The sequence below is a fragment of the Streptosporangium sp. NPDC023963 genome (assembly GCF_040639135.1).
GTDB lineage: Bacteria > Actinomycetota > Actinomycetes > Streptosporangiales > Streptosporangiaceae > Streptosporangium.
This window is the reverse complement of record NZ_JBEZZK010000007.1, coordinates 347,036-359,078: the sequence shown is the minus strand read 5'-3', so window position 1 is coordinate 359,078 and position 12,043 is coordinate 347,036. Positions and strand designations below refer to the sequence as shown.

General features: G+C 73.0%; 9 protein-coding genes. 5 read left to right on the top strand and 4 right to left on the bottom strand.

The genetic code is table 11. The features are described from left to right. Positions 1–28: 28 nt before the first annotated feature. Together AB0F88_RS23520 and AB0F88_RS23515 are read right to left on the bottom strand one after the other, a co-directional pair. The gene (locus tag AB0F88_RS23520; protein ID WP_362687720.1) at positions 29–271 is read right to left on the bottom strand and encodes a hypothetical protein; all 243 of its coding nucleotides are present in this window, start codon (positions 269–271) and stop codon (positions 29–31) included. Positions 272–669: 398 nt separating this feature from the next. Beyond that, positions 670–1,515, bottom strand: coding sequence for a helix-turn-helix transcriptional regulator (locus tag AB0F88_RS23515; protein WP_362687716.1), 846 nt, complete (start codon positions 1,513–1,515; stop codon positions 670–672). A gap of 363 nt (positions 1,516–1,878) precedes the next feature. Between AB0F88_RS23515 and AB0F88_RS23510 the strand changes: the two genes are divergently transcribed. Both AB0F88_RS23510 and AB0F88_RS23505 read left to right on the top strand, forming a co-directional pair. Continuing rightward, positions 1,879–2,805 (top strand): hypothetical protein, encoded by a 927-nt coding sequence (locus AB0F88_RS23510; RefSeq protein ID WP_362687713.1) that lies wholly within the window; start codon positions 1,879–1,881, stop codon positions 2,803–2,805. Continuing rightward, entirely contained in the window at positions 2,802–4,130 is a 1,329-nt protein-coding gene (locus AB0F88_RS23505) for an ATP-binding protein (protein WP_362687709.1), read from the top strand. The genes AB0F88_RS23510 and AB0F88_RS23505 overlap by 4 nt, the downstream gene beginning before the upstream one ends. A 52-nt stretch (positions 4,131–4,182) precedes the next feature. On the opposite strand, the gene AB0F88_RS23500 is transcribed toward AB0F88_RS23505, so the two are convergent. Then, entirely contained in the window at positions 4,183–5,451 is a 1,269-nt protein-coding gene (locus AB0F88_RS23500) for an ADP-ribosylglycohydrolase family protein (protein ID WP_362687706.1), read from the bottom strand. Positions 5,452–5,536: 85 nt separating this feature from the next. On the opposite strand from AB0F88_RS23500, the gene AB0F88_RS23495 reads away from it, so the two are divergent. From AB0F88_RS23495 to AB0F88_RS23485, 3 genes are all read left to right on the top strand, one after another. Further along, positions 5,537–6,505 carry a zinc-binding dehydrogenase gene (locus AB0F88_RS23495; RefSeq protein ID WP_362687703.1) on the top strand — a complete coding sequence of 323 codons (969 nt, stop codon included), beginning with the start codon at positions 5,537–5,539 and terminating at the stop codon, positions 6,503–6,505. Between the two features lie 179 nt (positions 6,506–6,684). After that, complete coding sequence (locus AB0F88_RS23490) at positions 6,685–7,740, top strand: NADP-dependent oxidoreductase (protein WP_362687699.1); 1,056 nt, start codon at positions 6,685–6,687, stop codon at positions 7,738–7,740. Positions 7,741–8,492: 752 nt separating this feature from the next. Then, on the top strand, positions 8,493–8,636 hold the full coding sequence (locus AB0F88_RS23485; RefSeq protein WP_362687695.1) for a hypothetical protein: 144 nt from the start codon (positions 8,493–8,495) through the stop codon (positions 8,634–8,636). Positions 8,637–8,877: 241 nt separating this feature from the next. On the opposite strand, the gene AB0F88_RS23480 is transcribed toward AB0F88_RS23485, so the two are convergent. Further along, entirely contained in the window at positions 8,878–11,904 is a 3,027-nt protein-coding gene (locus tag AB0F88_RS23480) for a BTAD domain-containing putative transcriptional regulator (RefSeq protein ID WP_362687690.1), read from the bottom strand. Positions 11,905–12,043: the final 139 nt, after the last annotated feature.

The window sequence follows — 12,043 nt, the reverse complement described above, 5'->3', positions numbered from 1 at the left end:
AGGCCCAGTACGACGACGCCTGCCGGGGTCACCGGGGGCTCCTGCGGGCCGTGACCGTGGACAGGGGGAAGGTCGCGGAACGTGTCGAGGAGTCGTGAAGGAGCATCCTGTGCGTCCGGGGATCGCGGGCCTTGGCCACCGGCTCCAGATGCAGCCCGGTGTGGGTCGCCTGCCGGAATTTCGAGAACACCTCGATGGTCTGGTCCTGAACCGATTTTTCGAGCTTGAGAAAGGTCCGGAAGAAGTCGCGGTGGACGCCGAGTCTCGCCATGCATCATCTCCCGGGGTTCTCGCTGCCGCCGGCGTGATCGTACCGGTGTGAGGCACAGGGTAAACCGGGGTCGATTTCCGCCCCTCAGATGATTAAATCTGATGCTTATCCAGAAAAAATCGAGGAAATGCCCGGTTTGCGAACAGTCAGCCGGCTGTTACGAACATGGCGATGAAATGCCATCCCAGCGTCCCCAGCGCCACGGCCACACCTGGCCAGGTCAGTGTGCGTCTCGACATGTGTTCAGTGTCGGCCATATTCCAAGACGGCGAAAGCCGGCCGCCACGAAACCCTTCACGCCCCACGCCCCGGTACGTCGGCCGCGACGCTTCCCCCGCGCAGCGGGCGTCCGTCGGCTTCGCCGCGCGAGACGATCGACCAGGTCTTGGTCGAAAGGGTCAGGACGGCCGCATCGTCTGGGTGCCGATGACGGTGAGGAGTTTCAGCTTGTCGGCGGCCTCGGTGCCGGGGGCGGCGCTGTAGACGATGATGCGGAGGTCGCTGCCGGGCACGGTGAGCACGTCGCAGTCGAGCGTGAGCGGGCCGACGTCGGGATGGTGGACGGTCTTGCGGTCCGACTCGTGGACGCCGACGACGTGGCTGTCCCACAGCTCCGCGAAGCGCGGGCTGGCGTTCCGCAGGTCGGTGACGAGCGAGCGCAGACCGGTGTCGGCGGGGTAGAGGGCGGTCGCCGACCGGAGATCGGCGACCGCGACCGTCTCGAAGCGGATCTCCTGCTCAGGGGTGTGGCTCACGCGCCCCGGGAGGCCCATGAAGTGGCGCCAGATCGGGTTGCGGTCGCGCCCGACCAGCAGGGAGGGGTCTCCGAAGAGCGCGGCCCACGGCCGGTTCCAGCTGATCAGGTTCCAGGAGGCGTCGCCGACGCTGAGGGGTGTGCCGTCCAGCTGGTCGAGCAGCCGTTGCACGCTCGGGGTGATGTGGGTGGACATGCGCCCGGCGGTGGGCGGTGGCTGCCCCGCGAGGAGGAACAGGTGCTCGCGTTCCTGGGTGGACAGCCGCAGCGCCCGGGCCAGCGCGGTGAGGATGTGCGTGGACGGGGAGGTCGCCCGGCCCTGTTCGAGGCGGGTGATGTAGTCGGCCGACACCCCCGCGAGCATCGCCAGTTCCTCGCGCCGCAGGCCCGCCGCGCGGCGCGGCCCGCCGCCGGGCAGCCCGACCGCGGCCGGGGCGACCCGGTCACGCCAGTGCCGCAGCGCGGGGCCCAATTCTCCGCTTTCGGTCATTTACCCAGTATGCGCCGGTTCGCAGGGCGCAGCCTGGTACCCCCCGTCCCAGGCAGGACGGCGTGTTCCCCGTCCATGACCTGGTATCGCCCCGCCCGGGAGAGGGGAGGACGCCATCCCCGGTGTCGCCCAGCCGGAGGGAGGGCGAGACGGGTGTTCCTTTATTACCCGGCCTTGGGGAAAGGCCCATTCCGGTGGCACTCGCATCCGAGGGCGCGCGGACATGGCGGCCTCCGCCGGGGAAGGCCAAGGCCTGACATTTCTTTGCCACGGTATGGGATTAAATATGTTTTTCCTCCGTATTCTGGATGAAAGGTACATAAAGCTCACCGTATGGATGTTTTTGGAGTGGGCAGGATGGCAATGGCAGATGGATGGGACGACGGGAGAGGGCCCGACGAGAAGCTCGTGGAGTGGTTCCTGGATGGGAAGCTCACGGGGAACGAGGTGCGCGCCGCGACCCTGCAATCGTGGCGGCGGTGCCAGGAGGCGGGACTCACGCCCGGTGCCGTGAGGCCGCGCCTGTCTGGTGATCTTGATTTTGACTGCGGAGTGGTGCGCGCGGCCCGACCCGTGTTCGAGCGGCTGCGTACCGTTATCAACGGCACTCCCGTGACCATGTTCCTGGGCGATGCGAGGGGGGTCTTGTTCCTGCGCAACGAGGGCGACCCGGCCCTGCGCCGGACCATGGACGCGGTCGGCGCCGCGCCCGGGTTCCACTTCGCAGAGGCGGACATGGGCACCAGCGCCTTTGGCTCGGCGCTGGTGGAACGGCGAATCCGCCAGGTCACCGGCAATGAGCACTTCGCGGAGGAACTGCGCGGGCTCACCGGCGTGGGCGCCCCGATCCGCCACCCGCTCAGCGGGCGGATGACCGGGGCCATCAGCGTCGTCTGCCTGAAGGACACGGCCAACGCGGAGATGATGGTCCTGGCCCGGCGATCGGCCGCCGCCGTCGAGCGGCGATTGTTCGAAATGGTGGTCGAACACGAGCGGGCCCTGATGGAGGAGTTCCTCCGGGCGCCCGAAGGAGGGGTCGCGACGACTTCCACGCCCCTGGACCTGTGCCGCTGTGATCGGCGCGCCCTGGAGGACGCCGCCGTGAGGCTGGTCGCGCAGGGCCGGGCGACGGTGGTGAAGATGGTCCTCTCGGACGGCCGCACCGCCACGCTCGTGGCCCAGTCGATCATCGGTTCCACCGCCATCGCGGTGAAGGCGAGGCTCACCGACGGCCATGAGGCCCGGCCGAACGGGAACGGGAACGGGAACGGGAACGGGGGAGGACGGTGACCGAAACCGACGGGTGGCTGCTCGCCATGAGCGAGCCGGGCATCGGCCGGCTCGCCCTGCGGGCGCGTGAGCGACTCAGCCTGCTGTGCGACGCGGGCTCCTGCATCGGCACCACCCTGGAAGTCACCCGGACCGCCGAGGAACTGGCCCAGGTCGCCGTCCCCCGGTTCGCCGACTATGTCGCCGTCGACCTGGCCGACTGCGTCCTGCGGGGCGACGAGCCCGCCGGCATGGACGCGGGGCTGCGCCGGGTCGCCTTCGCGGGCATCGGGAAGAGGACCGCTCTGTACCAGCTCGGCGCGCTCATCCACCCGCTCCCGTCCACGCCGCAGGGGCGCAGTCTCGCCACCGGGCAGCCGGTGCTCGGCCCGGTGCTGTCCACCACTTTCGGGTGGCTGGCACAGGATCCCGAGCGCGGCCGGAGAATCTGTGAGCAGGGCATCCACTCGCTCATCACGGTGCCGGTGCGGGCCCGGAGCGTCACGCTCGGGGTGGTGAGCTTCTATCGCGCCACGGGCAAGGACGCGTTCGAGGAGGACGACCTCGCCCTGGCCGAGGAACTGGTCGGCCGCGCCGCGGTGTGCGTCGACAACGCCCGCCACTACACCCGCGAGCGCGCGATATCCGCAGAGCTGGAGCGCGTCACCGAGTCGTTGCAGCAGGCGCTCGACCGCCAGCGGTGCTTCACCACCGATGCCTCGCACGAACTGCGCACTCCACTGGCCGGGCTACGGGTCAAGTTGGAGGAGGCGCAACTTCATCCCGACGAGACCGACCTCGCCGACCTGGTGAAACACTCCCTGGGCGATGTGGAGCGGCTGCAGGCCATCATCAGCGACCTCCTCATGCTGGCCCGGATCGGAGCGGCGCCGCCCGCCGCCCTGGAGCCCGTCGACCTGGCCGTACTGGCCAAGGCGGGAACCGCACGCCGCACCGGCGATCCGCACCCGGCACGGCTCGACCTCACCGCCGGCATGACGGCCGACGCCGTCCCGGAACAGATCGGCCGGGTGCTGGACAACCTGCTGGACAACGCGCAACGGCACGCCACGCACGACGTGGTGGTCACAGTGCGCCGCGCCGGAAGCATCGCCGAGCTCAGCGTCACCGATGACGGCATGGGCGTGCCTCCGGCGGAGCGCGAGCACATCTTCCAGCGCTTCGCCCGGCTGGACACCGCCCGCAGCCGCGATCGCGGCGGCACCGGGCTCGGCCTGGCCATCGCCCGTGACATCGCCCGCGCCCACCACGGCACCCTCCACGTCGAGGACGCGTCCTCGGGCGGAGCGCGCTTCGTCCTCCGTCTCCCGCTCAGCACGCGGTAGGCGTCCTCATCATCGGCTGGACGCGGGCTCACCACCGGGGGAGGCCCAGAGGTCAGGCGCCGGGGTACTTCCTGCGCCAGGCGTCGGTGATCTCGTGGTTCCCTGCGGACCAGGCCGCGAGGTCGTCGGCCAGCTCGGTGATGGCGTCCCGGCCCTCGAGGTGCGCGAGCCAGTCGGCGGGGAGCGCCGCCTCACCGTGGAGGGCGCCCAGGAGGTTGCCGCAGACGGCGCCGGTGGAGTCGCTGTCGCCGGAGTGGTTGACCGCGAGCAGCAGCGCCCGTCCGACGTCGCCGGGCGCGGGGTGGGTCAGGGCGCAGTAGACCGCGATGGCGAGTGCCTCCTCGGCGACCCACGCGCCGCCCAGCGACTCCACCTTCTCCGGTGTCGGGCCGCCCTCCGCCGCGAGGGACACGGCACCGCGCAGAGCCAGGCTGGTCTCCTCGTGCGAGGGGTACGTCGCCAGCAGGTCCATCGCCTTCCGTACGGCCCGCGCGAGCGTCTCGTCCGGCCCCGGGGACCCGTCCACCCCGCCGGGCTCGTTCTCCTTCAGGGGCCCGTTCTCCGCCGGGGACTCGTCCTCCGTCAGGAAGTGGACGATGGCGGCGAAGGCGCCGGCGGCGAGGTAGCCGGTGGGGTGGCCGTGGGTGATCTGGGCGCACTCGGCGGCCAGGTCGAAGGCGTGGCGGGCACCGCGCGCGGCCAGGCCGAAGGGGGCCGAGCGCATGACCGTCCCGCAGCCCTTGGAATCAGGGTTGACCGGCCCGGGCTCGCCGAACGGGGCGGGGGCGGCGGCACGGCGGTCGCGCAGGCCCGACAGGCAGGCGTTCCCCGGGGCCCGCTGGGAGTAGAGCCATTCCTGCTCGCGCAGCAGGCCGGTGCGGACCGGGTCGTTCGCGGACGGGGCCGGAGCGGAATCGCGCGCCGGGAGGTCATCTGTCGGGCGATCGTTCGCGGCCGGGGAGGAGAGGGGCGCCGGGCGGGTGGCGGTGCGGTCGTGCGCGGGGGCGGCGGGAGGCGGGGAGCGGTGCTGCTGGGTGTCCAGCCAGCGCAGGTAGGCGCGCCGGACGGCGGCGACGTCACCGCCGCGGATCAGCCCCTCCACGGTGAACAGCGTCATCTGCGTGTCGTCGGTGATCAGGCCGACCTTGCCGCGCCAGTCGGGGACCAGGCCGGTCAGCCCCTCGGGCCCGTGCTGCCTGCGGATCCTTTTGATCGACTCGAACTCGACGGGAGCCCCCAGCGCGTCGCCGAGCGCGCCGCCCAGCAGGCAGCCTCTCACGCGGCCGGGACGGTCCGGCAGGTCATGGACGGGAGGACGCACGGGCAGATCCTTTCGTTGCAGGTTGACATCAACATAACTTCAGGTTTGAGACTGTGCGCGAGGACACCGAGAGAAAGTGGTCGATATGCGCATTGTTCAGGTGACCGCGTTCGGGGGACCGGAGGTACTCGTGGTGGACCGGCGGCCGGAGCCGGTCGCCGGAGCCGGGCAGGTCGTGGTCGGGGTGTCCGCCGTCGACGTCCTGTCCCTCGAGACGCAGCTCCGTACCGGCTGGGGTGCCGAGTTCTTCGGCCAGAGTCCACCGTACGTGCCGGGGGGCGGGGTGGGCGGGAGAGTGCTCTCCGTCGGGGAGGGGGTCGACTCCGGCTGGGTCGGCCGCGACGTCATCACCATGACCGGCGACGGAGGGTACGCCGAGCGGGCCGTGGTGCCGGTGGAGGCTCTCGTCCCCGTACCGGACGGGCTGGGCGTGCGGGAGGCGACGGCGCTTCTCCAGATCGGCCCGGCCGCGCTGAGTCTGGCGGGCGCGGCCGAGATCGAGCCCGGGGAGCGGGTGCTGGTCACCGCGGCGGCCGGAGGGCTCGGCACCCTGCTGGTGCAGCTCGCCCACGCGGCCGGCGCCCACGTGATCGCGACCGCCCGGGGCGGGCGCAAGCTCGGCCTGGCCCGGGAGCTGGGGGCCGGCGCCGTGGTCGACCACTCCGAGCCGGGGTGGCCCGAACGGGTCCGGGAGGCGGCCGGCGGTGCCGGGGTGGACGTGGTCTTCGACGGCGCCGGGGGGCGGATCGGACAGGACGCGTTCGGGATCGTCGCGAGCGGCGGCAGGTTCTTCACGTACGGCGTGCCCGGTGGGAGCTTCGCGCGGATAGACCTCGAGGAGGCCGGGCGGCGGGGGGTGGGCGTGCGCGGGATGGAGCAGGTGCGGTTCGCCCCGGAGGAGGGCAGGCGGCTGGCCGGGCTGGCGCTGGCCGAGGCGGCGGCGGGCCGGATCAGGCCGGTCATCGGGCAGACCTTCCCCCTCGATCGGGCCGCCGAGGCGCACGCCGCGATCGAGGCCCGCGACACCGTGGGGAAGACCCTGCTGCTGGTCTGAGAGGTTCACCGGCCGGGCACCGTCCCCTGCCGTCCCCGCGCCTTCCCCCTGCCGTCCTCGCGCCTTCTCCATGCCGTCCTCGCGCTTCCCCGCGCCTCCATCGTGGCGTGCCGCCGGGGCCGCGGGCCCGGCAGTCCACGCCGTCGATCAGGCACACACCCGCTCAGAGGGAGAGAACCATGTCACAGGCCATCCGCTATGCCCGCTACGGCGGTCCCGAGGTGCTCACCCTCGACGACGTTCCCCTTCCCGATCCGGGTCCCGGTCAGGTGCGGGTCGCGGTACGGGCCGCCGGGGTCAACGGGATCGACTGGAAACTCCGCCGCGGATTCATGGACCGTGGCCAGTTGTCGGCAGGGCCCGCCGGCGTCGGTGTCGAGTTCGCCGGAACGGTCGACGCTCTCGGGGCCGGGGCCGGGGCCGGGGCCGGGGCCGGTGTCGGCGTCGGTGTCGGTGTCGGTGTCGGTGTCGGTGTCGGTGTCGGTGTCGGTACGGGTACGGGTGCCGCTGTCGATCTCGGGGCCGGTGCCGGGGGCTGGAGGGTGGGGCAGGCCGTCTTCGGCAGGGTCCTCTCCGGCGCCGTGGCCACCCACGTGCCGGCCGACGTCGGGAACCTGCTGGCCATGCCCGCCTGGCTGTCCTTCGAGCAGGCCGCCGCGCTGCCGGTGGCCGTGGACACCGCCTGGCGTACCCTGCGGGAGCTCGACGTGAAGGAGGGGCACACGCTGCTGATCCACGCGGTCGCCGGCGGTGTCGGGCTGGTCGCCGCGCAGCTCGCCCGGGCCAGGGGCGTGCGGGTGGTCGGTACGGCGAGCCCGGCCCGTCACGACTTCCTGCGCGAGCTGGGCGTGCGACCGGTCGCGTACGGCGACGACGGCGACGACGGCGACGACGGCATGGCGGGACGGGTGCGCGCCGCGGCCCCGGAAGGTGTCGACGCGGTCCTCGACGCCTCCGGCCGCGACGTGCTCGCCATGTCGGTCGAACTGGCCGGTGGCCCGGACAGGGTGGTCACCATCGCCGACGGGCGGGCCGCCGAGTACGGTGTGCGCTTCTCCAGGGGTGTCGGCGGGACTCCCCTGGCGGAGGTCTTCGCCGACGTCCTCCCCCTGCTGGAGCGCGGCGCGCTGCGCATGCCGATCGAGAGGACCTTCCCGCTGGAGAGAACCGCCGACGCCCATCGTCTCAGCGAGGAGGGGCATCTCCTCGGCAAGATCGTGATCACCGTCCCGTGACACCGGATCCGCGGTCCCCGGCCCGGGCCGGGGTGTCCAAAACCAGGCCGTCCGGGGCCGGGGTGCCCGGGTCCGGTCGGAGGGGGTGACGTGAAACCGACGTGAAACCGGATTTGTCTATCTTGGCGTTGACCAGCGTCGATGCCGTCCGCAGGCGGCATCCGAGCTGTGCGAGGTGGAGATGGTCGTCCGCAGTGGGAACCAACGACACGACACCGGGGCGGCATGGGTACGGCCGGTCAGCCGGTCGCACCCATGCCTGTCGTCTCGCTTCCCACCGGTCGGGGAACCGCCCGGAACCCCGGGTGGGCCACCGGCCGGGAACGACGTCGGGTGGGCCACATCGCGCCGGGGTCGTCGCCGTAGCGGCTACGGGGGCTGTTGCGGCCTGACACCGGCAACGGGGTTGTACGGGGTCATCGCGGCTCCACCGAGGGGTGCCGGTCACTTCTGCGCGGGCCCGCTCGCGCCGGACGTCCGGCACCGGCGGCCGGGCATCGAGCACTGATCGCCGGCGGGGAGCAGCCGCCGCTCAGCGTCGAGCGGCGGGTGGGCCGAGGTTCGGTGCCCAGGCCGGCGGAACCGGTCTTTCACCCGGCCGTAGGCCTTCGCCAGGGGAAGGGCGATAACGACCTGAAGGGGGAGAAGTTCAACAGCGAGATCCCATACGCGACACCTGGCGCTCGTGGTTTGCTATCGATCACCAACGCCTGCGGGGTATGGCACCGATCTGTTGACGATCAAGGAGAAAGATGAAGAAGATCAAGACGGGGTTGCTGGCGCTGATGGTGGCCGGGTTGCTGGGCGCGAGCGCCACGCCGGCCGCGGCGATCGATCTGCATGATCAGGTTACCAAGCCCGACTGCGACAGCCACTGGATGGACCCCGGCGAGTAGCTCACCGGCGGAAGCCGGCGTCGCGTGAAGCGGCCGGGCGAGGGGTTTCGACACTCCCGCCCGGCCGCGCTTCCGCCCGGCCGTGCACCCGCCCGGTCGCGCTTCCGCCCGGCCGCGCTTCCGTTCGGCCGGGTGCACCTCCCGGCCGTGCACCCGCCCGGCCGCACCCCGGCGTGCATCCCCTGATCGCGTTCCCGTCCGGTCGCGTTCCCGCCCGATCGGCAGGGAGGTTCCCGCCCGGTCAGCAGGGGGTGGGCGGCGCGGAGAGCATGCCGTCGAGAGCGCGCCGGGCCTCGAGCGCCCGCTCGTGCCAGACCGGCAGGCCGATGTCGGCGAACTCCCTCACCGCCCGGTCCAGCATGGTCGCGGCCTGCCCGTACTCGCCGCGCTCGGCGGCGAGCCGCCCGCGGGCCAGGCGGGCGCGGGCCGCGACGAAGGGTTCCCCGAGCTCCTCGGCCAGCAGCAGCGCCGCGTCGAGCAGGCCGGTCGCGCGATCGAGTTCGCCCGCCAGCAGCTCGGCCTCGCCCGTCCCGAGCAGGCCGTACGCCTCGCCGATGCGGTCTCCGGCCGACCTGGCGGCGAGCAGGACCTGCCCGAACGCGTCCTTCGCCCGCGCTGGGTCGTTCTGGCGCAGGTGCAGCAGTCCCAGCCTGTTGAGGATCTGCGCCACCCCTCGCGCGTTGCCCAGGTCACGGTAGACGGCCAGCGCCGTCTCCAGGAGCGGGGCCGCCGTGCGGGGGCGGTCGTGCTCGATGTGGATCTGGGCCATGCTGCCGAGCACGTGGGCCTCGGCGTGCGGGTCGCCGACCTCGCGGAGCATCTGCAACGCCCGCCGGTAGGCGTCGAGCGCGGTCTCCGCCCGTCCCTCCACCCGCTCGATCAGCGCCGCGTTGCGCAGGGTGAGAGCCTGGCCGTGCCGGTCGCCCACCGCCTCGAAGAGCGGCAGCGCGGCCTCCAGGTGCGGCCGCGCGTCGGTGTAGCGCTGCCGGAACAGGGCGAGCGTGCCCAGCGAGTAGCGCATCGCCGCCTCGCCGCGCCGGTCGCCCGCGCGCAGGGCGGCGGCCAGCGCGGTCTCCGAGGTGCGCCGCCAGTCGTCGAAGTGGCCCTGCGCCTCGAACAGGGTGACCGCCGTCATCGCCAGGTCCCAGCACATCTCGCTCAGGCCGAGCCGGGCGGCCTGCTCCACGGCCGCCACCAGGCCGAGCCGTTCGCCGCGCAGCCAGCCGGACGGGTCGGCGAGTAGGCGGTCGGAGGTGGCCTCCCCGCAGTCCCAGCGCGGCCCGCCGCCGTGCAGCACGGTGTAGTCGCCGCCGTACTGCCGCCGGTGCGCCCGTTCGGCGAGCGCGAGATACCCTCCCGCCAGCCGGGTCAGCGCGGCGACGGCGGCGCCGGGAGGATCGTCGGTCTCGCCGCGCTCCCTGGCGTGCAGCCGCACCAGGTCGTGGACGCGGTAGCGGGGCTCGCCGACGCCGTCCCGGCCCGCGTACTCGACGAGCTGCGCCTCCGTGAGCCTCTCCAGTATCTCCTCGGCGTCCATCTCCCCGGTGCCGCGCGATCCGGCGCGGGGGCCGGCGTCGAGCAGCGCCGCGGCGACCCAGCCGGCGAAGTCGGGCGTCTCGACCAGGGCGAGGCGGCGGAACAGGGTGCGGCCGGGCTCGTCGAGACCGGAGTAGCCGAGGGCGAGGCTGGCCCGTACCGACAGGGTGCCGTGGGTGAGCTCGTCGAGCCGGTCGTGCTCGGCGGCGAGCCGGGAGACCAGCCGGTCGACGCTCCAGTGCGGCCGGGCGGCCAGCCGCGCCCCGGCGATCCTGAGCGCCAGGGGGAGGTGCCCGCACAGTTCGGCCAGCCGCTCGGCGGTGGCGGTGTCGGCGGCCAGCTCGACCCGGCCGGTGATCGTACCCAGCAGCCGGACTGCGGCGGCCTTCCCGAGCACCCCCAGGGCGAGCCGCTGCGCGCCGGGCAGGGCGGTCAGCGCGCCGCGGCTCGTGACCACCACCGCGCAGCCGTTCCCCGCGGGGATGAGCGGCTCGATCTGGGCCTCGTTCGCGGCGTCGTCCAGCAGCACCAGCACGCGCCGGTCGGACAGGTGGGCGCGGAACACCTCGGCGCGCTCGTCCAGGCCGTCGGGAACGGCCGTCCCCGCCACGCCGAGGGCGCGCAGGAACCGGCTGAGCGCGTGCGACGGCTCGACCGGTTCGGCTCCGGCGCCGCGCAGGTTCACGTACAGCCGGCCGTCGGGGAAGGCGTCCCGCAGGTCGTGGGCGGCCTGCAGGGCCAGCGCGCTCTTGCCCACCCCCGGCATGCCGGAGACGGCGCAGATCACCGGCCCGGAGGCGGGGCGGTCGCGCAGGACGGAGACGAGCCAGCGCAGCTCGGTGTCGCGCCCGGTGAGGTCGCCCACTCCGGCGGGGAGCAGGGACGGGGCCGGCGGGGGCGGCGGGGGCAGCGGGGGCGGAGCCGGGGGAGAGGGGGCCGGAGGGGCGGGGGCCGGGTTCCTCGCCGGTGCCGTCTCCGGCCGGGGGTCCAGGTCGACCCGGGGATCCCCGCGCAGGATGGCCTGTTCCAGCGCGCGCAGCTGCGGTCCCGGTTCCAGGCCCAGCTCCTCGGCCAGGACGGCACGGGTGCGCCGGTAGGTCTCCAGCGCCTCCGTACGCAGCCCGGCCCGGTGCATCGCCACCATCAGCCGCGCGGTCGTGGACTCCACCAGCGGATCCTCCGCGACCATCGAGAGGAGCTCGGGGATGACCTCCGCGTGCCTGCCCAGCGCCAGGTCGGTGTCGATGCGCTCGGTCAGCACCCGCCTGCGGTCCTGCTCCAGGCGTTCGGCCGCCTCCGCCAGCTGGGCCACGCCGTCCAGTCCCGAGAAGGCCCGGCCGTTCCACAGCGCGAGCGCCTCCCGCTGCAGGACGGACGCCTCCTCCCGCTCCCCCCGGTTCAGCGCCCGCCTGGCGCGCTCGGTCAGGTCGGCGAAGTGCCAGGCGTCGACCTCCTCGGGCCGCGCGGACAGCGCGTAGCCCGAGCGGTCGTGCCGGATCCGCTCGGGGGCGTCGAGCGTTCTGCGCAGCCGGTGCACGAGCACCTGCAGGTTCTTGCCCGCGCGCGGTCCGAGCCGCTCCCCCCACAGCGCGTCGATCAGGATCTCGGCCGGCACGACGCGCCCCCGCGCGCAGACGAGGAGCGCCAGCAGCTGCTCCTGCCTGCGTGAGGACAGGGGAACGGGACGTTCGTCGGCGATGATCGTCACATCGCCGAGCACCTGGAATCTCATCAAGCTCCCCGAACGGCTCACGGATCTCAGGGGGCGAGGTGGACGGTGCCACGCCCTGGCGGTCATGGACTGCCCGATTCCGGCGAGGATAGCCCGGATGATCTTTTGGCGATAGTCAATCGGCGTTCGTTCGTATCGG